General features: G+C 73.8%; 18 protein-coding genes. 10 read left to right on the top strand and 8 right to left on the bottom strand.

What is annotated here, in order from left to right; genetic code table 11:
* Window positions 1-39: 39 nt before the first annotated feature.
* Entirely contained in the window at window positions 40-1,587 is a 1,548-nt protein-coding gene (locus ABD808_RS35990; protein WP_344907144.1) for a hypothetical protein, read from the bottom strand.
* 340 nt (window positions 1,588-1,927) lie between these two features.
* Here ABD808_RS35990 and ABD808_RS35995 point away from each other — a divergent pair, with 340 nt between their 5' ends.
* Entirely contained in the window at window positions 1,928-3,601 is a 1,674-nt protein-coding gene (locus ABD808_RS35995) for a serine/threonine-protein kinase (RefSeq protein ID WP_344907146.1), read from the top strand.
* 8 nt (window positions 3,602-3,609) lie between these two features.
* Here ABD808_RS35995 and ABD808_RS36000 read toward each other — a convergent pair whose 3' ends face one another.
* The 6 genes from ABD808_RS36000 to ABD808_RS36025 all read right to left on the bottom strand — a co-directional run bounded on the left by ABD808_RS36000 (window position 3,610) and on the right by ABD808_RS36025 (window position 13,338).
* Window positions 3,610-5,715: a fibronectin type III domain-containing protein gene (locus ABD808_RS36000; protein ID WP_344907149.1), complete on the bottom strand. Its 2,106-nt coding sequence runs from the start codon at window positions 5,713-5,715 to the stop codon at window positions 3,610-3,612.
* Window positions 5,716-5,804: 89 nt separating this feature from the next.
* Entirely contained in the window at window positions 5,805-6,749 is a 945-nt protein-coding gene (locus ABD808_RS36005; RefSeq protein WP_344907152.1) for a threonine ammonia-lyase, read from the bottom strand.
* A gap of 100 nt (window positions 6,750-6,849) precedes the next feature.
* Window positions 6,850-9,072, bottom strand: a complete 2,223-nt coding sequence (locus ABD808_RS36010) for a transglutaminase TgpA family protein (RefSeq protein ID WP_344907154.1) — start codon at window positions 9,070-9,072, stop codon at window positions 6,850-6,852.
* A complete protein-coding gene (locus ABD808_RS36015; protein WP_344907158.1) occupies window positions 9,069-10,199 on the bottom strand; it encodes a DUF58 domain-containing protein in 1,131 nt (376 codons plus the stop codon). The genes ABD808_RS36010 and ABD808_RS36015 overlap by 4 nt, the downstream gene beginning before the upstream one ends.
* 14 nt (window positions 10,200-10,213) lie before the next feature.
* Window positions 10,214-11,197, bottom strand: coding sequence for an AAA family ATPase (locus ABD808_RS36020; RefSeq protein ID WP_344907160.1), 984 nt, complete (start codon window positions 11,195-11,197; stop codon window positions 10,214-10,216).
* Complete coding sequence (locus ABD808_RS36025; protein WP_344907163.1) at window positions 11,197-13,338, bottom strand: hypothetical protein; 2,142 nt, start codon at window positions 13,336-13,338, stop codon at window positions 11,197-11,199. The genes ABD808_RS36020 and ABD808_RS36025 overlap by 1 nt, the downstream gene beginning before the upstream one ends.
* A 272-nt stretch (window positions 13,339-13,610) precedes the next feature.
* Between ABD808_RS36025 and ABD808_RS36030 the strand changes: the two genes are divergently transcribed.
* From ABD808_RS36030 to ABD808_RS36055, 6 genes are read left to right on the top strand one after another with little or no spacing between them, the layout of a single operon-like run.
* Entirely contained in the window at window positions 13,611-14,363 is a 753-nt protein-coding gene (locus ABD808_RS36030) for a M50 family metallopeptidase (RefSeq protein WP_425549019.1), read from the top strand.
* 56 nt (window positions 14,364-14,419) lie between these two features.
* Window positions 14,420-15,718 carry an SWIM zinc finger family protein gene (locus ABD808_RS36035; RefSeq protein ID WP_344907168.1) on the top strand — a complete coding sequence of 433 codons (1,299 nt, stop codon included), beginning with the start codon at window positions 14,420-14,422 and terminating at the stop codon, window positions 15,716-15,718.
* Window positions 15,715-17,232: a DUF5691 domain-containing protein gene (locus ABD808_RS36040; RefSeq protein ID WP_344907171.1), complete on the top strand. Its 1,518-nt coding sequence runs from the start codon at window positions 15,715-15,717 to the stop codon at window positions 17,230-17,232. The genes ABD808_RS36035 and ABD808_RS36040 overlap by 4 nt, the downstream gene beginning before the upstream one ends.
* Window positions 17,229-18,314: an ATP-binding protein gene (locus ABD808_RS36045; RefSeq protein ID WP_344907175.1), complete on the top strand. Its 1,086-nt coding sequence runs from the start codon at window positions 17,229-17,231 to the stop codon at window positions 18,312-18,314. The genes ABD808_RS36040 and ABD808_RS36045 overlap by 4 nt, the downstream gene beginning before the upstream one ends.
* 26 nt (window positions 18,315-18,340) lie before the next feature.
* The gene (locus ABD808_RS36050) at window positions 18,341-20,623 is read left to right on the top strand and encodes a DUF5682 family protein (RefSeq protein WP_344907178.1); all 2,283 of its coding nucleotides are present in this window, start codon (window positions 18,341-18,343) and stop codon (window positions 20,621-20,623) included.
* Window positions 20,620-21,822, top strand: coding sequence for a VWA domain-containing protein (locus ABD808_RS36055; RefSeq protein WP_344907181.1), 1,203 nt, complete (start codon window positions 20,620-20,622; stop codon window positions 21,820-21,822). The genes ABD808_RS36050 and ABD808_RS36055 overlap by 4 nt, the downstream gene beginning before the upstream one ends.
* On the opposite strand, the gene ABD808_RS36060 is transcribed toward ABD808_RS36055, so the two are convergent.
* Complete coding sequence (locus tag ABD808_RS36060; RefSeq protein WP_344907184.1) at window positions 21,811-23,475, bottom strand: serine/threonine-protein kinase; 1,665 nt, start codon at window positions 23,473-23,475, stop codon at window positions 21,811-21,813. The genes ABD808_RS36055 and ABD808_RS36060 overlap by 12 nt on opposite strands.
* Window positions 23,476-23,607: 132 nt before the next feature.
* Here ABD808_RS36060 and ABD808_RS36065 point away from each other — a divergent pair, with 132 nt between their 5' ends.
* The 3 genes from ABD808_RS36065 to ABD808_RS36075 are packed head-to-tail and all read left to right on the top strand — an operon-like array spanning window position 23,608 to window position 26,119.
* On the top strand, window positions 23,608-24,663 hold the full coding sequence (locus ABD808_RS36065) for a DUF6777 domain-containing protein (RefSeq protein ID WP_344907187.1): 1,056 nt from the start codon (window positions 23,608-23,610) through the stop codon (window positions 24,661-24,663).
* Window positions 24,664-24,710: 47 nt separating this feature from the next.
* The gene (locus ABD808_RS36070; protein ID WP_344907190.1) at window positions 24,711-25,112 is read left to right on the top strand and encodes an ArsR/SmtB family transcription factor; all 402 of its coding nucleotides are present in this window, start codon (window positions 24,711-24,713) and stop codon (window positions 25,110-25,112) included.
* A complete protein-coding gene (locus tag ABD808_RS36075) occupies window positions 25,109-26,119 on the top strand; it encodes a cation diffusion facilitator family transporter (protein WP_344907194.1) in 1,011 nt (336 codons plus the stop codon). Before ABD808_RS36070 ends, ABD808_RS36075 begins: the two co-directional genes overlap by 4 nt.
* Window positions 26,120-26,126 lie beyond the last annotated feature (7 nt).

Raw genomic sequence — 26,126 nt, forward strand, 5'->3', positions numbered from 1 at the left:
TGAATCTCGTGGCGGACCGTCCAGTGTGCCCGATCCCGGTCAGCGGGCGGTGACCGTGACCGGCGCGGACCGGGCGCCGGGCGCGACGAGGAGACGGTCGCTCGTGGTGGACCGGCGGACGCCCTCCGCGTGCGGGACGAGCCCGCGTCCGGCGGCGGCCAGGTAGTACCAGCGGCCGGACGGCGCGCGCCACCGGGTGCCGCTGGCCGGGCGGCGGGCGTCGCAGGGCCCGGTGGCCCGGTCCTTGTCGGTGAGGAGCGTCGCGCGGGCGGTGGCGGCGCCGGTGGGGTGTGTGAGGCGGGTGCAGACCCAGTCGGCGTGGTCGCCGCCGTGCGGGAGCCGCCCCGACCAGAAGTTCCACGCCAGCGCGGCGGACACCGGACGGGACGGGCGTGTCAGGCACGCCAGCCGGTTCCAGAACTTCTGGCCTTCCGCGCCGAGACGGGCGGGCGGGTCCGTCCGGGCCGGGCGGTAGGCGGGCGAGTGGTAGGTGAGGACGGCGGCGCGCGGGCCGCCGAGGTCGCCGACCGTCCGCGCGCCGAGGTGGAACAGCGGGCCACGGCCGCAGCCGGTGGCGGCCCGGGCCGGGGCGGTGACGCCGTCCGACGTCGCGAGCGGGGCACCGGCGAGGGTCTCGGGCCGCGCGTCCCAGGGGGCGAGGAGGTAGCGTCCGCCCCCGAGGGCGATGGGGGCGGACGGGTCGGTGCCCGCGACGGTGACGTCGAGCCCGCCGGGCGTGTACCGGGCGAGCCGGTCGCCGCGCCGCATCAGGGTGACGGGCACCCCGTCGAGACGGCCCGCGTACAGGAGCCGGACCGTGCCGCCGGGACGTTGGCTCCCGTCGGGGCCGGTGGTCCAGGCGGACGCGGCGCGCGTGGTGAACGTCCGGTCGTGGGCGAGGTCGCCGCGCGCGGGCCAGGCGTCGAGGGTGCGGGCGCGCGTCCAGGCGTCCGGGGCAGCGGACACCAGCGGCGGGGCGGCGATCGGGGGCTCGTCGCGCCCGGTCAGCACCAGCGCGACGCCCAGCACACCGGTGAGGGCGGTGGCGGTGACGAGCGGCAGCACCGACCGGGGCCGGACGGGACGCATCAGCGCGGGCTCGAACCGCTCGGGACGCCGGGCCGAGGGCGGCGGCACGGTGTCGGCGGCGCGGATCACCGGCCACGGGTCGCGGACGCGCAGCTCGATCAGCTGGTCGCGGACGGCGTACCGGGGCAGGCCCTCCATGTGGCGCAGGACGTAGGCGACGCGGACGTCCGGGTCCAGCTTGGCGAGCGCGGCGGTGAGCACGGGGTCGGGCATCTGCGCGGGCAGCGCGCGCAGCCACGGCCCGAGCCCGATCCGGAGCCTGCGGGACGGGCTCATCGCGCGGCGCAGCACGCGGGTGCGGCGGCGCGCGTACCCGGCGGGCGAGCGGTCCCGCGCGCCGCGCGCGGTGCCGTCCACGATCCGGCGCGCGATCGCCAGCCGGTAGACGCGCCGTCCCTTCCCCGGAAGAACGAAATACGCCATCCGGACAAGGTCGCCATAAGCCATTTTCGTCATCGGCGTGTCCGTTCCCGGATTCGCCAGGACATCGTCCGTCATGCCGGGCCACCCCCTCCGGGCCAGTTCCGTCGTCGTGAGGCTTGAGGCTAGGACGCGCGAGAATGCCCACGGGACGGAATTGGGACAACGATTGTCGGACGTTGAGAACGCCGGTCCCATTTCTTCGCGATCCGGGCTCCGGAACGGAAGGACGCACGGAAGGCGACACGAAGGCGGCGCGGAAGGGCGCGCGCCCGTTTCGTCCAAGTACTACGCTGTTGACCGCCGGGGAACCGTCCCGGGCAGCGGAACATCGAAAGATCGCGCCCCCGCCGCGACCCGGACGAGCGACAGAGAAGGACTCCCCCACCGATGAGGCCCCAGCCATGAGCCCGCACGCATGAGCGAGGACGTCCCGGGCTACCGGGTGCTGGAGCAGGTCGGCGAGGGCGGCTTCAGCGTCGTGTACCGCGCGCACCAGGAGCACCTCGACCGGATGGTCGCGCTGAAGGTCCTGTCCATCGGGTCCGTCGACGACGCGGCGATGCGGCGCTTCCAGCGGGAGAGCAAGATCACCGGACGGCTGTCCGGCCATCCGAACATCGTGACGGTGCTGGACACCGGCACCACCCGCTCCGGGCGCCCCTACATCGCGATGGAGTACTTCGAGCACGGCGCGCTCACCGACCGGCTCGCGCGGGAGGGGCCGCTGCCCGTCGCGGACGTGCTGCGCATCGGGGTGAAGATGGCGGGCGCGCTCGCCGCCACGCACGAGACCGACGTCCTGCACCGCGACGTCAAACCGCAGAACGTGCTGCTGTCCCGGTACGGGGAGCCCGCGCTCGCCGACTTCGGCATCGCGCGCCTGGTCGACAGCTTCGACGCCACGCACACGCAGGCGTTCACACCGCACCACGCCGCCCCCGAGGTACTGGAGGGGCGCTCGCCGGGCGTCGGCGCCGACATCTACTCGCTGGGCTCGACCCTGTACCAGCTGCTCGCGGGCCGTCCGGCGTTCAAGGGCCCGCCCGGTGAGGGCATCGCGCTGCTGATGCTGCGAATTCTGAACGACGCGCCGCCGCCGATCCCGCGTCCGGACGTCCCGCCGCAGGTCGCGGACGTCATCGGCCGCGCGATGGCGAAGACGCCCGAGCAGCGGTTCGCGACGGCCGTCGAGTTCGCGCGGGCGCTCCAGCGGGTGCAGGGCGAGCTGGGACTGCCGGTCACGGACGTGGCGTACGGCGGCGAGTCCGTGCCGCCCGCTCCCCGGACGGACGGCTCCGAGACCGGGCCGTCGTCGCTGAGCCGTCCCCCGACCGGTCCCCCGGCGACGCCACGGCTCTCGTTTCCCGACGCCTCCGGGCCGCCGCTCGTCCCGGAGTGGGCGCCGACCGCGCAGGGGCCGTCCGCGCGTGCCGCCACGCCCATGCCCGCGCCCGTTCCGGCTCCCGTGCCCGCGCCGCCGTCTCCGTGGCATCCCGACGCCACGCCGTCGCACACGCCCAACACCACGCCGAACACGACGCCGCACGCGCATCCGCAGCAGTTCCCCCAGGACCACCCGGACGACGGTCCGCGCCGCGGCCTGATCGTCGCGGCGGGCGTCGCGCTCGTCGGCGGGCTGGCCCTCGGCATCGGCGCCCTCGCACTGACCCGGGGCGGCGGCGATGACGGGACGGGCCCGACGGCGGGGTCTCCGTCACCGTCCGCACCGGCCACGACGGGAGCGACGAACACGGGCGCCCCGGTCGAGCCGATCACGCCCGCACAGCTCGCGGCGACACGGCCGCGCAAGCTGATCGCCAGGCCGGTTGGGCGCACTGCCGCACTGTTGTGGACGCTCCCGCCCGGGGCGCGGGGCCTGCCGCTGCTCGTCCAGCAACAGCCCGCGGGCTCGGCCCCGATCGTGCCGGTCAAGCACGACTCCCGCTCGGCGACCGTGCCGGGGCTGCGGCCGACGACCGCCTACTGCTTCCGGGTCGGCTCCGTGCTCCGCCTCAACGAGGGCAAGGCGCCGGACGTGTCATGGTCGGCGCCCGCGTGCATCAACAAGGCGAAGAAGAGGCCGAGTTAGTTGGCGGGCTAGTTGGCGGGCCCGAAATAACCGGCGGGCTCGCATTTCCACAAAGGCAGCCCGGCGAAACTCTTCCAGTCGCCCGGCGTGTTCACCAAATACCCGATGAGGTAGCCGGTCTTACCATTGTAAGTCACATTGGCGTACATATCGCCCTTGAGAGTGGCGTTCCTCTCGTAGAGGACGCCCTTTTCCTGGCAGTTGACGACGATCTTCTCGCCGTTGTTGTCCTGCATCGTGGTGATGGTCTTGGCAGTGTTAGCGTCCGGAATGTCATAGACCCTTCCGGTGGAGTTCTCGTTGCGCTCCACCGGATACCGGATCGCGGGGCCCGTCAGCTTCGTGTCGCGGGTGGCGGCCGGGCCCGTTCCGGCGCCGTTCACGGCGGCGACCTTGAACGTGTAGGGGCCGTTCGTCCCGATCGAGGCGAGGGTCGTGGACGTGCCCGTCACCGTCGCGGAGCCCTTGACGGGACCGTCCCAGGTGAGCTTGTAGCTGGCGGCCGTCGCGCCGGGCGGGGCCGTCCAGGAGACCTTCGCCCCGGAAGCGACGGCCGTCGCCGTCAGCGCGGTCGGCGCGCCCAGGGTCACGCACGGCCGGACGGGGTCGCTGGCCGCCGACAGCGCCTCGCGCGTGCGGCCATGGTCGTCCTTGTAGCGGACGGCGACGCGGAACCGGTACTCGCTGCCGCAGTCGCCGCCGCTCACCGTGAACGTGTACGGGCCCGCACCCGGCACCCCCGCCGGGGCGGCGGACAGCCCGGACGCGACGTCCTTCAGGACGTATCCGACGATCCCGTCGCCCTGGGAGGGCTGGAAGTCGACGCGCATCGTCCCGGAGCCGGGCGTGACCGTCACGTTGGACGGCGCGGACGGCGGCTCCCCCGAACGCGGCGGGCTCGGCGGCGTCGACGGCGGCGGCCCGCCCCGGGGCGGCGGCGCGTTCCCGTCGCCGGGCAGCGGGATCGTGGTGCGCTTCGGACCGCCCGCGACCCTGTCCTTGTACTTGTCGATGCCCTTGTGCGCGCCCTGCCGGTCGACGACCACGGCGTGGGGGCCGGACGGGTCGTTCGCCCACAGCAGCCCGTCGCGGACGAACACGTCCAGCGGCGCCGGGCGTCCCGTCACCGGGATCGGCTGCTGGAACCGGTTGGCCGCCGCGTCGTACACGATCAGCGCACCGGCCGTCTCGTCCGGGATGTACACCTTCGCCCCGAGCATCTGCGGCGGCCGGTAACGGTGCCTCGGCATCGCGAGGCGCGTGCTCGAGTACCGCCCGGTGTCGGTGTCGAGCGTCAGGAGCGACCCGGTGCCCGGCACGAGCAGCGGGACGGTCTTGCCCTCGGTGTGCGCGGGCGCCAGCACGCCGCCGCGCCCGCCCTGCCGCACCGTCGTCGGCAGGCCGACCGTGAGCCGCGCCCCGGTCGACTTGATCACGGTGGCGGTGGCGGCGGTGGAGTCGGTCACGACGGGATCGCCCGCCGCGATGGTCAGCGCCAGGTCGTCACCGGAGGCGCCGACCTTCACGGGCGCCTGGAGCCGTCCGCCGGTGAACGCGGACACCTCGCCGTTCTTCGACACCGGCACCCACAGCGTGCCCTTCGCGTCGATCCCGGCCTGGCCGAGGATCGGCGGCAGCGCGGCGGACGGTCCGACCGGGCCGAGCGCGACCGGGTCGATCTCCTGCACGACGCCCTTGACGGAGTCGACCGTGTACGCCTTGCCCGCACCGGCGAGGATCTGGATCCCCTTGCCGAGGGGGCGGCTCTGGCCGATGTTCAGCTGGGACGGGTCGAGCCGGCTGACCACGCCCGTGTCCAGGTCGATGATCAGTACGGTGGAGCCGTCCTGGACGATCTTGATGTTGTGGCCGCGCATCGGCGCGACGACGCCGGTCTTGCCGTCCACCTTGCCCGCCAGGCCGTTGGCGTGCACGACGATGCCCTTGCTCCGCGCGGACAGCCAGGCGCCGACGTCGGACACGCGGTACGTGGCGCTGGCGACGCCGACCCCGTACACGGCGGCGGCGATACCGAGCACGCCGACAAGGCCGACCGCGACCTGCCCGGTGATCCGGTCGCGCCGAAACAGCGCCCGGAGGCCCCCCACCCGCACGTTTCCGATCACCTTCTCCCCGTTATGACGGGACAAGGTAGTGGATCTCGCCCTCTTATGCGGGTGTTTGCGCAGATGGCGGGCGCGGGTCAGGGCTCACGGAGCGCGTCGCGGTAGGTCTCGACGGTTATGTTGCGTCCGGAAATGACGGTGACGAGGCGGCCCGTGACCTCGATCTTTCCGGCGAGGACGGCGGCGACGCCCGCCGCGCCCGCGCCCTCCGCGACGAGGCCGTGTTCGTGGAACAGCCACCGGACGGCCGTCCGGATCTGGTCATCGGTGACGGACGTCATCGCGGCGTCCGGGCCGATCACGGCGGGGGTGACGCTGCCGGGTTCGAGGTTGCCGGGCAGCCCGTCGGCGAACGTGTCGCCGACGTCGACGGCGACGACCCGTCCGGCGGCCAGCGACGCGGACACGCCGAGCGACACGGCCGACTCGACGCCGACGAGCCGCACGTTCCCGCGTTCGCGCGCCCACAGGCTGAGCCCGGCGAGGAGCCCGCCGCCGCCGACCGGCGCGACGACCGTGAGCGGCCCGTCCGCCTGCCCGTCGAGTTCGCGTCCGATGGTGCCCTGGCCCGCGATGACCGCCGGGTCGTTGTAGGGCGAGACGTAGTGGCCGGGCAGGCTCATCGCGTGCGCCTCGGCCTCGTCGTAGGACGTCCCGTGCTGGACGAGCCGTACCGGATACCCGGCGATCCGCTCGACCTTCACCGGCGACGCGAGCGTCGACACGACGACGGTGACGTCGGCGCCGGACCGGGCGGCCGCGTAGCCCATGCCGAGGCCGTGGTTGCCCGCGCTCGCCGTGACGGCCGGGACGCCGTCCGGCAGCGCCGCGACGGCCGCGAGCGCGCCCCTGACCTTGAACGCGCCGACCGGCTGGAACGACTCCAGCTTCAACGCCGCGCCGGGCCCGAGGCCCGGTGACGGCAGCAGCGGTGTCGGCGCCAGCACGGCGGACACGGCCCGCCAGGCGCGGTCAAGGTCATCGGGCCCGGGCGGACGGACGTCGCGAACGATCACGGACATGCGGCCACGATAACGGCGGGGCCCCGTCAGGCGCGCCGGGCCGGGCGGGCCCCGTCAGGCCAGGCGGGTCAGGCGGGGCGGGCCCGGCAGGCGGGGTGAGTTAGTCCGTCCGCGCCCCGCGGTCCTCGCGGTCCCGGTGGTCTCGCAGTGACCTCGGGTGGAGGCGGCGGCGGAGGCGGCGCAGACGTCCGGCCCTGGCGGTGACGAGGCGGCCCAGCTCGTCGGTGTGCCGCCAGGCGCGGTCGGCGGCGTCCGGGTCCGGGTGGGACGCGGCGAAGCGGCTGCGGTTGACCAGGTCGGCGAGCGGCCCCAGCTGCCCGTGCGCGTCGTCGCCGACGTTGGACGCGCCGAACCGCGCGACCTCGTGCGCCGTCAGCGTCCGCGCCGTGGACAACCCGACGTCGGCGAGGTGGTCGAGGGCCTGGTGCCAGGCCCCGGTGATGCGGGCGGACGGCGGCCCGGCCCTGCGGCGCCGCTTCCGCAAGACGGGAGCGAGCAGGACGGCGAACACGTAGCCGATGAGCAGCACGACCACCGCGATCGACGCGAACACCCACCACGGCGTGGGTTCGTCACTGTCGGCGGCGGCCGGTTTCTTGGGTTCCTTCTGCGGCGTGTTGCCCGGCCCTTGCCCGCGTTGCTGGGACGCTGCGTTCTTCTGCGCCTGTTCGAGCTTCTGCTCCGTCTCCCCCGCAGCGACCGAGTCGTTCTTCTTGGAACGGCGTGCGCTGTCGGGGAGCGGGTTGAAGCGGATCCAGCCGAGACCGTCGAACTTGACCTCGGGCCACACCATCACGTCCCCGGAACGGACCTGGACGGTGTCGCCCACACGGTTCCCACCGTCGAAACCCACCACGACACGGGACGGCAGGCCGAGCGTGCGGGCGAGCAGCGCGTACGCGGTCGCGAAGTGTTCGGGCGTGCCGCGCCTGCCCTCACCGAGGAAGTAGTCGAGTTGCCGGTAGCTGTGGCCGGGCGGAGCGGTCACGTCGTATTTCGCGTATCCCTTGAGGTATTCGGCGAGCATCGCGGCCTTCTGGATCGGCGAGGTCGCGCCCTGCGTGGCCGCCCGCGCGAACTGGCCGAACTCGCCGACCTGGACGGGCGGTCTCGTCGCGCCCGGCCCCCACGGCAGCTCCCGCGCTGCCCGCGCCTCGGCGTCGGTCGCGACCCGCGCCGCCGCCAGGTCGTCCGCCGTCCATTCCGGCACGACGGATTCGACCCGGTAGGTCTGGCCAGCACGCAGCGGCTGCGCGGACGCCAGCGCGCCACTGTCCGGGTCGACGACGACGGGCAGCCCGTCGACCTGGCGAGGACGGTCGGCGGCGGGCACCCACACCCCGGGCAGGTCACGGATGGTGATCCGCTGCGCGACCTCGTGCTTCTTGTCCGGGCGCGGCCCCTCCGGCACGCGCCTGCCCGTCGGGACGAACCGGGCGGTGGACGACCAGGTCACGCCGTCGAACTTGTCCAGGACGGCGAGTCGCTCGATCTCGTTCCGCTTCGCCTGGACGGTGAACATGACCTGGTCCGGGCTCAGCAGCCAGCCACCGACCCGGTCGAGCGGGCTGACGCTGTCGCGGCGCTGCGGCGGCGGTGCCTGCACCTGCTCGCGCGGGTTGTACGGTTCCGCGCTCACCGGCACGACCGGCGCTGCGGCGAACGCCAGCCCGCCGAGGACGGCCGCGACGGGCACCCCGATGACGAACGGACGCCAGGAAATGCGCACGGCGCCGTCTCTGGTGTCCGAGATGTTCGAGATGTCGGAGCGGACGAGGATCAGCACGCCGATCAGGACGACGGTCGCGGCGGCGAGCGGAGTGTTGGAGCCGGGGCCGTCCACGCCCAGCAGCAGCGCGACCGCCCACGCGGCGAGGGCGGGCAGGCACGGAGCGGCGCGCAGCGACGTCCGCAGCGCCAGTTCGGCGGACGCGAACGCCGCCAGCCACACGACCACGTTGACCAGCAGGAGCAGCTCCGGCTCCGCCGATGCGGGCAGCAGCGTCGTCAGGATCGACTTCCACGAGCTGAGCACGCCTTCGCGGAGCGCGTCCGGCAACGTCCCGGACCCGAGCGCCGGACGCAGCACGGTCACCGCCGCCGTCCCCGCCCACGCGGCGACGGTCAGCACCAGCGAGATCCACAGCGGCCACGGACGCTTGTCCTTGCGCGGGCCCGACAACAGCGCGCACAACACCGTCGGCACGGACGCGGCGACGGCGGCGACCGGCAGCACGGGCCCGAGCCCGAACACCCGCTGGAACGACAGCCCGGCCACGGCGGCCAGGCACGCGGTCACGACGACCGAGACGTACCGTGTCACCGGACGCTCCCCAGCCGCCGCCACGACTCCACCAGCCCGTCCAGGTCGGCGACGTCGAGCAACTGCACGCCGGGCGGCGCGGACGCGGGCTCCGCCGGGCGGACCCGCAGCACCACGACCCGGTCGAAACGGCTCCGCACGGCCGCGATCCGTCCCAGCTCCGCGACTCCGGACGTGACGACCACGAGAGAGCCGCCCGCGCGGACGCGGCGCAGGGCGTCGACCGCCGAGCGCGGGCCGTCCTGCACGATGACGGTGGTGAGCCGGTCGAGCAGGACCTCCAGGTCGTCGGGCCCGCCTCGGGTGTCGGCGAGCGGCCCGTCGCCGGTGAGGATCCGGACCGGGAAGTTCGCCGCCGCCGCGCCCGCCGCGACCGACGCCGCCACGTCCACGGCCAGCTCGAAGTCGTCGGGGTCGGGCCACGCGTCAGGCCGCGCCTCCAGGACGACCGTCGTCGTCGGCAGGCTCGCGTCCACGAGCTGGCGGACCATGAGCGTGCCGGTCCTGGCCGACGACTTCCAGTGGATGTGACGCAGTTCGTCGCCGATCACGTACTCGCGCAGCGCGTGGAACGTCGCCGTCCCGGCCGGGGACCGGTCGCTCGTCGGGCCCTCCAGATGGTGGGCGCGCCCGGACGGCAGCAGCGGCAGCCGCACCGTCCTCGGCCTGACCAGCAGCAGTTGCGGCGCCCCGTACTCGCGGACCCGGCGCGCCAGCCGCAGCGGGTCGGCCCGCTCCAGCCGCAGCGGACCCACGGGGATCTCGCCGCGCCGTCCGGTCGGCAGCCGGTACGTCACCGACCGCGTCCCGCCCGCGCGCAGCCTCGGCACCCGCACCGCCACCGGCTCCGAGCCCGCCGCGTCGTAGGCGCTGAGCCCGCGCGCGCCGCGACCCTTGTTCGTCACGTGCAGGACGCCCACGGCCGGTTCGCCGCGTGCCACCTTCGTCGGCGCGATCTCCCGGCGGACGTCCAGGTTCGGGCGCGGCAGCGTCCACAGCGCGGCGGCCACCACCGCGACCAGCCCGGCGACCGCGAGCATCGCGGGCTCCGGATAGCCGAGCCACCAGCCCGCCGCGTACAGCGGCACCGACACGGCCGCCGTCCCCCATCCCAGCGGTGTCAGCACCCCAGACCCCGCTTTCACACTCCGGCCGCCTGCGGCGTCGGCACGTTCCGCAACGCCTCGTCGACGACGTCCGCGCCGGTCCGGCCGCGCAGCTCAGCCTCCGGCGTGACGATCAGCCGGTGCGCGATCACCGGGACGGCGAGCGCCTTCACGTCCTCCGGGACGATGTACGCGCGTCCGGCCGCCGCCGCCCGCACCCGCGCGGCGCGCAGCAGCGCGATGCTGGCCCGGGGGCTCGCGCCGAGCCGCAGGTCGGGATTCTCGCGGGTCGCCGCGACGACCCGCACCACGTAGTCGTACAGCGGCGGCGCGACATGCAGCCGCTGCGCGAACTCGATCATCCGGGCGAGGTCCTCGCGGGCCATCACCGGCGGCATCTGGTCGAGCATCGCGCCGGTCGGCGCGCCCGCGAGCAGCGCCACCTCCGCCTGGTGGTCGGGGTAGCCCATGGAGATCCGCATCAGGAACCGGTCGAGCTGCGCTTCCGGCAGCGGGTACGTGCCGTCCATGTCGACCGGGTTCTGCGTCGCGATCACCATGAAGGGGCGCGGCACCGGATGCGGCGTGCCCTCGACGGTGACGCGGCGTTCCTCCATGACCTCGAGCAGCGCCGACTGCGTCTTCGGCGAACCCCGGTTGATCTCGTCGGCGACGACGAGGTTCGCGAAGATCGGCCCGGCGTGGAACTCGAACGCGCTCGTCCCCTGGTTGAAGATCGACACGCCGGTGATGTCGCTGGGCAGCAGGTCGGGCGTGAACTGGATCCGCGCCCACTTCGCCTCCACCGACGCCGACATCGCCCGCGCCAGCGTCGTCTTGCCGACGCCCGGGACGTCCTCGACGAGCAGATGCCCCTCGGAGAGCAGGCAGATCAGCGCCAGCTCCACCTTGTCCCGCTTGCCGCGCACGACCCGTTCGACGTTGCCCGCCAGCGCCGCGAACATCTGCGCGAACCGCGCCACCAGCGCGTCGGCGTCCATTCCCGCGTTCTCCGTCATCAGGAGCACCCCCAGAGCGTCGAGGAGAAGGTCCCGGAGGCGGAACCGGGTGTCCGCACGTAGATGTCACTGACCCACTGGGTCTTGCCGCCGAAGTCGATCTTGTCCCAGACCGTGCTCTTCAGGCTGGTGTCGTCGGTGTCGGTGACCTCGTCCCCCGTCTGCTGACAGATCACGGTCACCGAGCCCGTGAAACCCTTGGTGAACTTGCCGGTCTGCGAGTACCTGGTCCCGGGGCCGGAGTGGAGATTCGTGTTCGTGCTGGTGTTGTGCCAACCGTTGTAGGTGGCCGGGACCGGGGTGAGGGTCGCCGCCGCGCTCACGGCGGTGGACGACCCGGCCCCGTTGCGCGCGGTCACCTGGAACGTGTACGACCGCCCGTTGGTGAGCGACCTGACCTGCTTCGACGTGCCCGCCGCCTGGCCCGATCCGCCGTTCCAGGCGATGTCGTAGGTGACGTCGTAGCCGGACGACCGGCCCCAGGTCAGGTTCGCGCCGTGGTTGACGGCGCTCGCCTGCGGTGACGTCGGCGGGCCGGGCGCCGTGCAGGCGGTGGCGCCGACCTCGCCGGACTCGCTGTAGGCGGCCTTGCCGTCCTTGCCCTTGTACTCGGCGGCCACCGTGAAGATGTGGGTCGTCGTGTCGCAGGTGAGGCCGCCGACCTTGAACGTCCCGCCCGGGGAGTTCGCGGGGAACCGCGCCGGGCTCGCGCCGGACACCGGCCTGCCCGACCGGTCGAGCAGGACGAACCCGGTCACCGGGTAGACGCCGGGCGGCTGCGCGGCGGGCGTGAAGCGCACGTTGACCGAGCCGTTGTCGCCCGACGCGGCGGGCGTCGGCGGGTCGGGCGCGGACGGGTCCTTCTTCACCGGCGGCCTGCCCTGCGGCGGGACGGGGTTCTCGCCCCCGTGTCCGCCGCCGGAACCGTTCCGGTTGCCCTGCCCTCCCCCGGGCCTGGCCTGGACGGGGATCGGCCGCCGCGCGCTGCCGGGGATCTTGTCCTCGTACTTCTTGATCCGCCTGACGGCGCCGTTCGGGTCGAACGCGAACGCGACCGCGCCGTTCGGGTCGTTCACCCACAGCATGTGGTCGCGGACGATGACCTCCATCGTCCCGCCGGGCCGGGTGGCCGTGATCGGCTTCTCCCAGGCGTCGCGGTCGGTGTTGAAGACCAGCAGGCGTCCGGACGTCCGGTCGGGCAGGTAGACGCGGGGCCCCAGCGCGTGGGGAGGCTCGAAAGCGTGGTCGGGCACGCGCAGCGCCACGGACTCGACGCGTCCGACGCCGGTGTCGAGCAGGTACAGCGAGCCGCCCGCGCCGAGCATCGGGACGATCTGCCCGTCCGTGACCGCCGGGACCTTCACCCCGGACGCGGTCTTCGCCACGGGCGCGGGCAGCGTGATCCGCTGCGTGCCCTCGGGCCGGACGACCAGCGCCGACGCGGACGTGCTGTCGACGATCACGGGTCGTCCGGCGGCGATGGTCAGCGCGAGCCGGTCACCCGGCTTCCCCGCCGCGACGGGCGCGCCCTGGCCGCCGCCGTGGAACGGCACGACCTGCCCGGTCTGCGGGACGGGCACCCACAGCGCGCCGTCGGCGTCCATGCCCGCCTGCCCGAGCGGCGCGGTGAGGGTCGTGGACGCGCCGATCGGCGTGAGCCGCAGCGGGTCGATCCGCTGCACGACGCCCTTGACCAGGTCGATCGTGTACGCGGCCCCGGCGCCCGCGAGCACCTGGAGCCCCGGCCCGCCGACCGGGCGGCTGCCGGTGATGGTGAGCTGGGACGGGTCGATCCGGCTGACGACGCCGGTGTCCTCGTCGACCAGCAGCACCGTCGTGCCGTCCTGGACGATCTTGATGTGGTGGCCGCGCATCTGCGACACGACCGACGCCTTGCCGTCCACCTTGCCCGCGAGCCCGTTGGCGTGCACGACCATGCCCTTGGCGCCCGCGTTGAGCCAGGCGCCCACGTCGGACAGCTTGTACCGCGCGCTCGCCGTGCCCACCCCGTACACGAGCGCGCTGACGCAGAGCACGCCGACGAATCCCGCCGCGATCTGCCCGGTCAGCCGGTCGCGCCGGAAATACCTGAAGAAACCGCGCGCGCTCGATGCCCGCGCGGCGGATCGGTCCCCGTTCAATCCCCGTCACCCTCTCGTGCGCCGGGCTCGAGCCCCCGAACCGCGGCGCGAAGGCACCATAACGGTTCATGCGGGACGTCGTACCGTGATTCACGAAGATCGCCCCAGGTGATCCGCCGTGACGTGGCGGGTTACGGGCGAACCGGCATGACATTGATCACATCTCGGGACCTCACCGGGACTGTCCTGGACCGAACCACGGTGAACCGAACGCGGACGTTACTCCCGACGTCCTACTGTTTGGGCATCGCGACGACGACTCCGAGGTGGACGTGGACGACATCAGCATCGGCGACCTGTGGGACCGCGTGACGGGAACGCAGCCCGACCCCCCGCTGTGGCTGGTCGCGCTCGTCGGCCTCGTCGCGCTCGGCGCGGTCGTCCACGGACCCACCTGGCGGATCGCGCGCAACACGGTGACGATCGCGCACGAGGGCGGGCACGCGCTGATCGCGCTGCTCACGGGCCGCAAGCTGGACGGCATCAAGCTGCACTCCGACACCTCGGGCGTGACGGTCTCGCGCGGCAAGCCGCACGGCCCCGGCATGATCTTCACGGCGATGGCCGGGTACCTCACTCCCCCGCTGCTCGGCCTGTTCTTCGCGCTGCTGCTGGCGGGCGGACGCATCACGCTGATGCTGTGGTTCTCGCTCGCCCTGCTGGCGGCCATGCTCATCATGATCAGGAACGCCTACGGCGCGCTCTCGGTGATCGTGACGGGCGCGATCATCTTCGGGGTGTCGTGGCTCGGCAGCGCCGACGTGCAGGCCGGGTTCGCCTATCTGGCCGCCTGTTTCCTGCTGCTGGCCGCGACCCGTCCGGTCATCGAGTTGCAGCGGATGCGGGCCCGCCGGATGGCGCCGAGCTCCGACGCCGACCAGCTCGCGCACCTCACCGGTGTCCCCGGCCTGGCATGGGTGAGCCTGTTCGGCGCCACGGCCCTGCTCGCGCTGGTGATCGGCGTCGCGCTGCTGATCCCGGACGGCGTCTCCGCTTCGGACCTGTCGAGCACGCCCACTCCCTGACCTGGGCGACCGCGTCGGGCCACGGATTGTCCCAGGGCGCCGATAGTTTCGATGGTGTGAGCGAGAGATGGGATCGGGAGCAGGTCCTCGGCCTCGCGCCCGACGCGGCGTCGGCCAAGGCGGCGGGCAAGGTCGCCAAGCTTGGCACCTGGGCCGGGACGGGCTTCGACGGCGAGGCGGTGTGGGGCGAGTGCCAGGGCAGCGGTAATTCCGCCTACCGGGCGTGCGCCGATCTGACCGAGCCCGCGTTCCGGTGCTCGTGCCCCAGCCGCAAGTTCCCGTGCAAGCACGCCCTCGGGCTGCTGCTCCTATGGGCGGACGGCCTGGTGGACGGCGGGCCGCGTCCGGGCTGGGCGGCCGAGTGGATGGACGAGCGCCGGGCCCGCGCCGACAAGGCGGCGGAGAAGCGGGCCGTGTCGGCGGCCAGGTCGCGCGATCCGAAGACGGTGGAGCGGCGGGAGCGGCGCGTCGACGACGGGCTCGCCGACCTCGACCAGTGGCTGCGCGACCAGGTCGCGCACGGGCTCGCGCAGGCGGAGAAGGCCCCCTACGGCCTGTGGGACGACGCGGCCCGGCGCCTCGTCGACGCGCAGGCCGGTGCGCTCGCCGGGCAGGTCAAGGCGCTCGCCGCGATCCCCCGGCGGCCCGGCTGGCCGGGGCGCCTCCTGGAGGAGTACGCGCTGCTGCGACTGCTGGTGCGGGCGTACCAGCGGCGCGACGAACTGCCTGCGGGGTTGCGTGACACCGTCCGGTCCCGGGTCGGGTTCACCGTCCCGCAGGAGGAGGTGCTGTCGGACGGGGAGCGCGTCCGCGACCACTGGTGGGTGATCGGGCTGCGTGACACCGCGCAGGAGCAGCTGACGACGCGGCGCGTGTGGCTGCGGGGTCGGCGGACGGGGCGCCCCGCGCTGGTGCTCTCGTTCGCGGCGCCGGGCACCTCCCTGGACGCATCGTTCGTCGTCGGCACGGAGGTCGACGTCGAGATGGCCTTCTATCCGGGTTCGCCGCCGCTGCGGGCCCTGGCCGCCGAGCGGCACGGCCCACCGGAGCCGAGCGGCCCCGCCGGGACGTCCGTCCAGGGCTTCCTGGACGAGCACGCCGCCGCCCTCGCGCAGGACCCGTGGCTCGACCGCTGGCCCGCGACGCTCGCGAACGTGCGCCTCGCCCGCGCCGACGACGGCGCGCTGTTCGTGATCGACGGCGCCGGTGACGCCCTGCCGCTGCGTCCCGGCGACCCGTGGCGGCTGCTGGCGCTGTCGGGCGGCGGGCCGGTGACGCTGGCGGGCGAGTGGAGCCCGCGCGGCCTGCGCCCCCTGGCCGCCTGGCACGACGACGAGGGAACGGTGGTCCTGTGACCGCGTGGAACGAGCATGTCAGCGCCGCGCTGCTCGGCACCGAGCGGCGCGATCCGCCGGTCCTGGCGGAGGCGCCCGCCGAGACCGGCGACCGGGCGAGCAGGCTGCTCGACCAGGCCGCCGTGCTCACGGTCCGGCGCCGCGCCGGGCAACTCCCGGCGAGCGGCGCGCCCGAGCCCATCGCGCTCGCGCCCGTCGAGGACGCGCCGGTCGTGCCGGGCCCGGCGGCGGCGCGGCTGCGGCGGATCCTGTCCGGCGAGCAGATCCGGGTCCTGCCCGAATGGCTGGACGCGGCCGCCCGGCACGGCTACCGCGTCCCCCCGCAATCACTGCCCGACCTGCTGGAACGGGGGCGCGGCGACAGGTCGCTGCGGCCGCTGATCGCGCGGGCGGCCGGACGGCGCGGCGTGTGGCTCGCGCTGCGCAACACCGACTGGGCGTACCTGGTCGGCTCCGGAGACGACCCCGGCGGCGGCCCCGAGGTGTGGGAGACGGGGACGCGCAACCGGCGCGTGGCCTATCTGACGCAGGTCCGTGGCACCGATCCCGGCGGCGCGCGTGCTCTCCTCCAGGCGACGTGGGCGGGCGAGCCCGCACCGGACCGGGCGGCGTTCCTCGCGACGCTCGGGCACGGGCTGTCGCTGGACGACGAGGAGTTCCTCGAAGCCGCCCTGGAAGATCGGGGCAAGGACGTCCGACAGATCGCGTCCGACCTGCTGGCCCGTGTGCCCGGCTCCGCCTACGGAGAGCGGATGGCCGCGCGCGCCCGCGCCTGCCTCACGCCCGAGACCCGCACCGCGCGGGGGCGGCGGCGGACCTGGATCCGCGTCGAGCCGCCGCGCGCCCACGACGAGGACATGGCGCGCGACGGCGTCCCGTTCCACCCGAGCGGGTCGTTCGCGCCGAGGAGCGGCGGCGCGCCGGTCGGGACGCGGGCGGCGTGGCTGCGCGAGATCCTGGCCCGCACCCCCCTGTCCACCTGGACGGAGTTGTTCCAGCTGCCGCCCATGGAGATCGTGTGTCTCCCGATCTCCGAGGCGGACGGCCGCGATGTCCACATCGGGTGGTCGCGCGCCGCACTCGCCCAGCACGACACCGGCTGGGCCAGGGCGCTGCTCAAGGGCGGCGTCATGGTGGACGAGCCCGAAGCCCTCGGCGACCTGCTGTCGATCCTGCCGGAGGCGGAACGCGACACGGCCGCCGCCGACCTGATCCGGTGGGTGGAGGGGCGGGCCGACCTGCTGCGGGTGCTGGAGCGCGTCCCCGGCCCGTGGACGGGCGCGCTCGCGGCGGCGGTCGTCGCGGCGCTCACCCTGGCCCCGCGCGACCGGCCCGACCGGCTCACCCGCCAGGACGAACACCAGATCACCCAGCTGTGCCGGTTGGCCGATCTGCGGCTCGACCCGGCCGCCGCGTCCCGCCTCGAAGGGCTGGAGGCGGCCGTCCAGGACGCCGTCACCGAACTGATCGCCACCCTGCGTTTCCGCGCTGAGATGTCCAAGGAGCTGATTTGACAGAGAACGCTGTGCTGCGGCCGCATGCCGAGCAGGAGCACGCCGGGGAGCTGGCGCGGCTGGCCGAGCACGACGACCGGGTCCGGCCGCCCGGCTGGCGGCTGTCGCCGTGGGCGGTCACCACGTACCTGCTCGGCGGCGAGCTGCCCGACGGCACGACGATCAGCCCGAAGTACGTGGGGCCGCGCCGGTTGATGGAGGTCGCGGTCGCGACGCTCGCGACCGACCGGGCGCTGCTGCTGCTCGGCGTGCCGGGGACGGCGAAGACCTGGGTGTCGGAGCATCTCGCGGCGGCGGTCAGCGGCGACTCGACGCTGCTCGTCCAGGGGACGGCGGGCACGGCGGAGGAGGCGATCCGCTACGGGTGGAACTACGCGCGGCTCCTCGCCGAGGGCCCGTCGGAGCGGGCGCTGGTCGAGAGCCCGATGATGCGGGCGATGCGCGGCGGCATGGTCGCCCGCATCGAGGAGCTGACCCGGATGCCGTCCGACGTCCAGGACACGCTGATCACCGTCCTGTCGGAGAAGACGCTGCCGGTCCCCGAGCTGAACACCGAGGTGCAGGCGCGCAGGGGCTTCACGGTCATCGCGACCGCCAACGACCGCGACCGGGGCGTGAACGAACTGTCCAGCGCGCTGCGCCGCCGGTTCAACACCGTCGTGCTGCCGCTGCCCGAGTCCGTCGAGGACGAGGTCGACATCGTGGCCCGCCGCGTCGACCAGATCGGCGCCGGGCTGGAGTTGCCCGAGTCGCCCGCCGGGCTGGAGGAGATCCGCCGGGTCGTCACCGTGTTCCGGGAGCTGCGCGCCGGGGTGACGGGCGACGGGCGGACCAAGCTCAAGTCGCCGTCCGGGACGCTCAGCACCGCCGAGGCCATCTCGGTGATCACCAGCGGGCTGGCGCTGGCCGCGCACTTCGGCGACGGGGTGCTGCGGGCCGCGGACGTGGCGGGCGGGATCGTCGGCGCCGTCGTCCAGGACCCGGTGTCCGACCGGGTGGTGTGGCAGGAGTACCTGGAGGCCGTCGTCCGGGACCGCCCGGAGTGGCGTGACTTCTACCGCGCCTGCCGGGAGGTGTCTTGAGCCACGTCCCCTCGAACCATGTCCCCTTGAATCGTGTCGAGGTCTACGGGATCCGGCACCACGGGCCCGGCTCGGCGCGGGCGCTGCGCGGCGCCCTGGAGGAGTTCAAGCCGGACGCGGTGCTGGTCGAGGGCCCGCCCGAGGCCGACCCGATCGTGGAGTTGGCCGGGGACGCGGACATGGTGCCGCCGGTGGCGCTGCTCGCCTACTCCCCCGCCGCCGACCCCGACTCCGGCGACGAACGCAAGGCCGCGTTCTGGCCGTTCGCCGAGTTCAGCCCCGAGTGGCAGGCGATCCGGTACGCGCACGGCGCGGGCGTCCCCGTCCGGTTCTGCGACCTTCCGGCGGCGCACCAGCTCGTCCCCACCGACGACACGGAAGAGGACAGGCAGGAAGATCGGGAGGTCGGCGAGGAGGCTCCGGAGAGCATCCGGCTCGACCCGCTGGGCTGGCTGGCGAAGGCCGCCGGATACGACGACGCCGAACGATGGTGGGACGACGTCGTCGAGCACCGTGGCGCGTCCGAGGAGGCGCCGTTCGCCGCCATCGCCGAGGCCATGGCCGAGCTGCGCGAACAGCTCGCCGCGCTGCCGGAGGAGACGGCGTCGGCGGGGCTGCCGCCCGGGCACCGGCGGCGCGAGGAGCAGCGCGAGGCCCACATGCGGCGGACGCTGCGCCGCACCCTCAGGGACGGGTACGAGCGGGTCGCGGTGGTCTGCGGGGCGTGGCACGTCCCGGCGATCCAGGCGAAGGTCCCGGCGGCGCACGACGACCGGACGCTGCGCGGCCTGCCGAAGATCAAGGTCGCGATGACCTGGGTGCCGTGGACGCACGGGCGGCTCGCGGGCCGGTCGGGCTACGGCGCTGGCGTCCGCTCGCCCGGCTGGTACCACCATCTGTTCACGGCGAAGGACCGTCCGATCGAACGGTGGCTGACCATCGCCGCCCGCGTCCTGCGCGACGAGGATCTGCACGTCTCGTCCGCGCACGTCATCGAGGCGGTGCGGCTCGCCGAGGCGCTCGCCGCGCTGCGCGGCCGTCCCCTCGCCGGGCTGGACGAGGTGACCGAGGCGACCCGGGCGGTGCTGTGCGAGGGCGCCGACCTGCCCGTCCAGCTGATCCAGGAGCGGCTGGTCGTCGGCGAGCGGCTCGGCGCCGTCCCGGAGCGGACGCCGATGGTCCCGCTCCAACGCGACCTCCAGGCCGAGCAGCGGCGGTTGCGGCTCAAGCCGTCCGCGCTCGACAAGGAGCAGGACCTCGACCTGCGCAAACCCACCGACCTCGAACGCAGCCGCCTGCTGCACCGGCTCCGCCTGCTGGACGTGCACTGGGGCGTCCCGGCCGACGCGGGCCGCTCGAAGGGCACGTTCCGCGAGACGTGGACGCTGTGCTGGCGTCCCGAGTTCGACGTCGAGCTGATCGAGGCGAGCGCGTGGGGCACCACCGTGCGCGGCGCGTCCACGGCCCGCGCGCGGGCCCTCGCCGAGGGCGCCACGGCGCTCGCCGACCTGACGTCCGTCGCGGAGCGCTGCCTGCTCGCCGACCTCGGCGACGCGCTGCCCACCGTGATGCGGGCGCTCGCCGACCGGGCCGCCGTCGACACCGACGTCGCGCACCTGATGGCGGCGATGCCCGCGCTGGTCAGGGCGCTGCGGTACGGCGACGTGCGCGGGACGTCCACGGGGCCGCTGCGCACGGTCGTCGACGGCCTGGTCGTCCGCGTCTGCGTCGGCCTGCCGCCCGCACTCACCGGCCTGGACGACGACGCGGCCCGCACGTTCCTCGGGCATGTCGACGCCGTCCACGGCGCGCTGTCCCTGCTCGCCGACGACGACCACCTCGAACGGTGGCGCCGCGCCCTGGAGAACCTCGTCGCACGCCCCGACACGCTGCACGGCCTCATCGACGGCCGCATCACCCGCCTCCTCCTGGACGCGGGGCGTCTCGACGACGTCCCCGACCGGATGGCACGCGCGGTGTCCACGGGCACTCCGCCCGCCCGAGCCGCCGCCTGGGTCGAGGGCTTCCTGTCCGGCGGCGCGCTGCTGCTCACCCACGACGACGCGCTGCTCCGCCTCGTCGACGGCTGGATCTCCGGCCTGCCCGGCGAGTCGTTCACCGACGTCCTGCCGCTGCTGCGCCGCACCTTCGGCGCCTACGCCTCCGCCGAACGCCGCGCCATCGGCGAACGGCTACGCCGCCCCGACACCACCGCCGCGCCGTCACATCGCCCCGAACAGGACATAGACGAGAAACGCGCGGCCCCCGCGACGGCCACGACCCTGCGAATCCTCGGATGGGACCAATGAGCGTGGAAGACACGGCGCGACCGGACGCCGCGACCGAACGGCTGCGGCGCTGGCGGCTGGTCCTCGGCGGCGACCGCGCCGACGGCACCGGCGTGTCGCTCACCGGCGACGACGCCCGCATGGACATGGCGCTGGAGAGGCTCTACGGCGGCGACGGCTCCCAGGACGGCGGGTCCCGGCCGGGACGGCGCGGCGCCGGGCTCGGCGACTCCGCGCCCTCGGTGGCGCGGTGGCTCGGCGACATCCGGTCCTACTTCCCGTCCAGCGTCGTGCAGGTCATGCAGAAGGACGCGATCGAGCGTCTCGACCTCACCCGGCTGCTCCTCGAACCGGAGATGCTGGACGCCGTCGAACCCGACGTCCACCTCGTCGGGACGCTGCTGTCCCTGAACCGGGTGCTGCCGGACCGGGCCCGCGAGTCCGCCCGAGCCGTCGTCCGGAAGGTCGTGCACGATCTGGAACAGCGCCTCGGGCAGCGCACCCGGTCGGCGGTCGGCGGCGCCCTGGACCGCTCCGCCCGGGTGCTTCGCCCACGGCGCCTCGCCGACGTCGACTGGGAGCGGACGATCCGCGCGAACCTGCGGCACTACCTGCCCGAACACGGCACCCTCGTCCCGGAGCGGCTGATCGGCTACGGACGCCGCCAGCAGGCCGTCAAACGCGACGTCGTCCTCGCCATCGACCAGAGCGGCTCGATGGCGGCGTCGGTGGTGTACGCGAGCGTGTTCGGCGCGGTACTCGCGTCCATGCGATCTCTGCGCACGTCACTCGTCGTGTTCGACACCAACGTCGTCGACCTGACCGACCAGCTGCACGACCCGGTGGAGGTGCTGTTCGGCACGCAGCTCGGCGGCGGCACCGACATCAACCGCGCGGTCGCGTACTGCCAGGGCCTCGTGACCCGCCCGAACGACACGATTCTCATACTGATCAGCGACCTCTACGAGGGCGGAATCCGCGACGAACTCCTCCGCCGCGTGGCGGCACTGACAGCGTCAGGCGTGCAGGTCGTCGTGCTCCTGGCCCTGTCGGACGAGGGCGCACCCGCCTACGACCACGAGAACGCGGCGGCGCTGGCCGCACTGGACGTCCCCGCGTTCGCGTGCACACCCGACGCCTTCCCCGACCTGATGGCCGCCGCGATCGAACGCCGCGACCTGCGCGAATGGGCCGAACGCGACGCCGCCTCAACGGGGTGACCGCACCAACCCGACCGCCAGCAACAGCACGACAACACCGGTCAACGCCGCGTGCCCCGCGAGCGCGACCACGTCCACGTCCACCAGCGCCCCCCAGGCCCCCCACATCGCGACCCGAACGACCCGCGCCCCCATCACCGTCCACGTGGCGGCCCGCCCACCCCGCCAGGCAAGAATCGCCGCGACCAACGTGACCACCGCCACCACGGCGAACGACGAAGCCACCACAGGCAGCAACGCGCCCCCATCGCCCTCGGTGAGCGACGGCACCGCGATCAACACGGCGAGCGCGACAACATCGAGCGCCGCCAGCAACCCGGCAAGCACCAGCCCAAACCCAAACGCGACTCCCCGCCCCACCACCCGAGGCCTCGGCCGCGCCTCCGGCCCCTCCCCCGCCCAGCCCACCCCCGCACCGCCGCCGAACGGCGTCGCTTCGGGGAGCAGTTCACGGACCGTCCCCGGGTCTGCTTCCCCGTAGCCTCCTGCGCCCGGCGGGGACGGCGTGCTTGTGCCCGGCGTTGGCCAGGCGGCGTTCGGGGTGAACGGTTGCGGAGACAGCTCGCGGAACGTCCCGGGGTCGGCTCCGCTGGGGTCGCCGCCGATGGGCGGTGGGGGCGTCGTGTCTGCGCGGGCCGGTGCGGGGGCGCGGTTGAACGGCGTTGTTCTTGGATCGAGTTCGCGGAACGTGCCAGGGTCCGCTTCGGCGGCGGTGCGTGGGAGGGGCGGTGTGGTGGTGGCCGTCTCGGACTGGGCGAACGGCGGGGGGTACCGGGCCGTGGTGGAGTCTCGGCGCTCAGAGGGGTTGAGCGGGTGTGGGGTGTGGTCGCCGAGGAGCCAGAGGAGGACGTCTTCGGTGGTCGGGCGGTCCTTTGGGTTCTTGGCCAGGCAGGCGGCGGCCACGTCGGCGAGAGGGGGCGGCAGGACGCGGAGGTCGGGGGTCTCGTGCATGATGCGGTACATCACGGCGGGGAGCGGGCCGCCCGCGAAGGGGTGGCGGCCGGTGGCGGCGAACAGCATGGTGGTCGCCCAGGCGAACAGGTCGGTGGACGGTCTGACGCGGCCGGTGAACTGTTCGGGCGCCATGTAGGCGGGGGTGCCCACGACCTGGCTGGTCAGGGTGGCGCCGGTGTCGAAGGCGCGGGCGACGCCGAAGTCGATGACGCGGGGGCCGTCCGGGCCCATCAGGACGTTCTGCGGCTTGAAGTCGCGGTGCACGATGCCCGCGCGGTGGATCGCCGACAGCGCGGTGACGGAGCTGATCGCGAGGCGGTCGAGGTCGGCGCCGGTGCGCGGGCCCTCCTCCTCGACGAGGTGGCGCAGTGAGCGGCCCGGCACGTACTCGCTGACGATGTAGGGCCGGTCGCCCGCCATGTCGGCGTCGAGCATCTGCGCGGTGCAGAACCCGGCGACCCGTTGGAGGAGGGCCAGCTCGCGGACGAACCGCTCCCGCGCGCCGGTGTTGCCGAGCAGCTGCGCGTGCAGCAACTTGACGGCCACACGGTCGGGGCTGTCGCGGGGCGCGGGGACCGGACGCGCGGTGGGGCGGCCGAGGTAGACGACGCCCTGGCCGCCGGTGCCGATCCGGCCGAGCAGCTCCCAGCCGCCGAGCCGGGTGGGGTCGGCGGCGGTGAGCGGAATCGGGTGCGCCATTCACAACCCCCGTCGGATCCCCGATACCGGCTTGGCGGTCGGCGGAAAGTTTGCGGTTTCCGCCGGGCACAAAACCGCTCCGCCCGGCATCCAAGAGTATAGGTTCGGCGAGCCCGAAGCGGGAGAGGAATCATGCCTGACATCCATTCGCTATTTCGCCGGCGCGGGGTTTCCCCCGGGCCGGGCGGCGCTTCCGCGTGGGGCGGGTTCGTGGTGGCGGCGGCCCTCGCGCTGGTGGCGGGCGCGCTGACCGGCTGCGGGAACACGGCCGCGAACATCACCAGGCTGACGGTCGGCACCCCCGGCCCCGACCCGTACGCGCGGGCGGCGGACACCGACCAGTTGAAGATCAAGGAGCGGCCGGTCGTGGGCGGGACGCAGGACGGCGACGCGCCCGGCCTGTACGGCGGTACACGCCAGGCGTCCACCTGTGACCAGCGTAAACTCATCGCGTTCCTGCGGGCGAACCCGGACAAGGCGCGGGCGTGGGCGGACGTGCACGGCATCGCCGTCAGCGATATCGAGCGGTTCGTGTCGCAGCTGACGCCGGTGCTGCTGCGCTTCGACACGCTGGTCACCAACCACGGGTTCCGGGACGGGAAGGCGACGAGCGGGCCCGCCGTCCTTCAGGCCGGAATGGGCGTTTTGATCAATGGTTACGGAGTGCCCGTGGTTAAGTGCAATTGTGGCAATCCTTTGACGCGACCGGAGGAAGGGTTGTCGGTTCGGGCCTCGTCCTACAGTGGCCGATCCTGGCCGGGATTCGCGAAGGGAAAAGTGACCGAGGTCCTGCCGAGGGATTCCAGGAAGGGGCCGATCGTCACGTTCGTCCTCGTCGATCCGGAGGCCACGATGGGGTTCGAGCGTCCCCGCGCGAGCGAGGGAGAGTCCGACGGGCCGCCGACCGAGTTGCCGCCCACGGAGACGGAGGGCCTGACCAGCGACTCACCGTCACCGTCCGACTCCGGCCTGGACTCGCCGGGGCCGGAGTCGCCGGGCACCGAGCCGCCGAGCACGGAGACGCCCGATCCCGGTGTCTCCCCCGCCTCGCCGGGCATGCCGTCGGACGGGCCGAGCACGGGCGACCCCGTGACCGGGGGCGACGGAGGGACGCCGACGCGCGGTGTCGCGCCGGAGGGCCCGGTCTCGCCGCGTCCGGCCAGGGAGCCGATGGCCGCGTTCGCCTGACGGGGACCGGAACCGGCCACGAAACGACCTACGGTATGTTTGCTCATATGAGCAGTCAGTCAGATGTCGTGCCGGTGGCGGCCGAGCCCGAGACCTGTGCCGTCCGGGTGGTCGATCCCGCGAAGGTCGCCCTCGTCTCGGCGTCCCTGCCCGAGGCGGAGACGATCGTGGAGCTGGCACAGGTCTTCGGGCTGCTCGCCGACCCGGGACGGCTGCGGGTGATCACCGCGCTGCTGGAGGGCGGCGAGATGTGCGTGTGCGACATCGCCGCCGCCTGCGGGAACTCGGAGTCGGCGGTCTCGCACGCGCTGCGGCTGCTGCGCGCCAACCGCGTCGTCCGGGTCCGCCGGGCCGGGCGGATGGCCTACTACCGGCTGGACGACTCGCACGTCCGGATGCTGCTCGACCTCGCCCTCACCCACGTCGGCCACGGGACGGAGGGCACATGATCGGCCACCGGGAGTCCGCCGCGAAAGGGCACGGCCACGGGCACGGGCACACGGTCTCGCCGGGGGCCGACCGCCGTCTCCTCGGTGGCGCGCTCGTCCTGATCGTCCTCTACATGGCGGTCGAGGTCACGATCGGGCTGCTCGCCGGGTCGCTCGCGCTGATCACCGACGCCGCGCACATGATGACCGACGCCTTCGCGATCGCGCTGGCGCTGGTCGCGATGCGCATCGCCGCGCGTCCGCCGAAGGCCGGGTTCACCTATGGGCTGCGCCGCGCCGAGATCCTGTCGGCACAGCTGAACGGGCTGACGCTGATCCTGCTCACGGTCTACTTCCTGTACGAGGGCGTCCGGCGGCTGGTCGACCCGCACGACGTCGAGGGCCAGTTCGTGTTCTGGACGGCCCTCGCGGGCATCGCCGTCAACGTCGCCGCGACCATGCTGATCAGCCGGGCCGACCGGCGCAGCCTGAACGTCGAGGGCGCGTTCCAGCACATCCTGAACGACCTGTTCGCGTTCATCTCCACCGCCGTCGCCGGGCTCGTGGTGTGGACGACCGGCTTCGCCCGCGCCGACGCGATCGCGTCGCTGGTGGTGGCCGCGTTGATGCTGAAGGCCGGGTACGGGCTGCTGCGCGACGCGGGCCGCGTGCTGATGGAGGCCGCGCCGACCGGCATCGACCCGGCCGAACTGGGCACCAGGCTGGCCGGGCGGCCCTGCGTCCAGGAGGTCCACGACCTGCATGTCTGGGAGGTCAGCTCCGGCTATCCGGCGCTGTCGGCGCATGTGCTCGTCGACGCCGGGGGCGACTGCCACGCCGTCCGCCGCGATCTCCAGGAACTCCTGCGCGGCGCGTACGGGATCACGCACACGACGCTGGAGGTCGACCATGTGGGCGACCCGACCGGCGGCGCCCACGGCCACTGTTCCGACTCGCACGGCCCCCGGCACGTGTCGGACGACGACGACACGCACGAGCACGCGGGCAACACGTCCTGCGATCACTGACCCGGGC

Source organism: Actinomadura meridiana (genome assembly GCF_039537545.1).
Classification (GTDB): Bacteria; Actinomycetota; Actinomycetes; order Streptosporangiales; family Streptosporangiaceae; genus Spirillospora; species Spirillospora meridiana.

Excerpts from the sequence above, each read along its gene's own strand:
- ABD808_RS35990 (WP_344907144.1), bottom strand. The coding sequence starts at position 1,587 with ATGACGGACGATGTCCTGGCGAATCCGGGAACGGACACGCCGATGACG.
- ABD808_RS35995 (WP_344907146.1), top strand. The coding sequence starts at position 1,928 with ATGAGCGAGGACGTCCCGGGCTACCGGGTGCTGGAGCAGGTCGGCGAG.
- ABD808_RS36005 (WP_344907152.1), bottom strand. The coding sequence starts at position 6,749 with ATGTCCGTGATCGTTCGCGACGTCCGTCCGCCCGGGCCCGATGACCTT.
- ABD808_RS36020 (WP_344907160.1), bottom strand. The coding sequence starts at position 11,197 with ATGACGGAGAACGCGGGAATGGACGCCGACGCGCTGGTGGCGCGGTTC.
- ABD808_RS36055 (WP_344907181.1), top strand. The coding sequence starts at position 20,620 with ATGAGCGTGGAAGACACGGCGCGACCGGACGCCGCGACCGAACGGCTG.
- ABD808_RS36060 (WP_344907184.1), bottom strand. The coding sequence starts at position 23,475 with ATGGCGCACCCGATTCCGCTCACCGCCGCCGACCCCACCCGGCTCGGC.
- ABD808_RS36065 (WP_344907187.1), top strand. The coding sequence starts at position 23,608 with ATGCCTGACATCCATTCGCTATTTCGCCGGCGCGGGGTTTCCCCCGGG.
- ABD808_RS36070 (WP_344907190.1), top strand. The coding sequence starts at position 24,711 with ATGAGCAGTCAGTCAGATGTCGTGCCGGTGGCGGCCGAGCCCGAGACC.
- ABD808_RS36075 (WP_344907194.1), top strand. The coding sequence starts at position 25,109 with ATGATCGGCCACCGGGAGTCCGCCGCGAAAGGGCACGGCCACGGGCAC.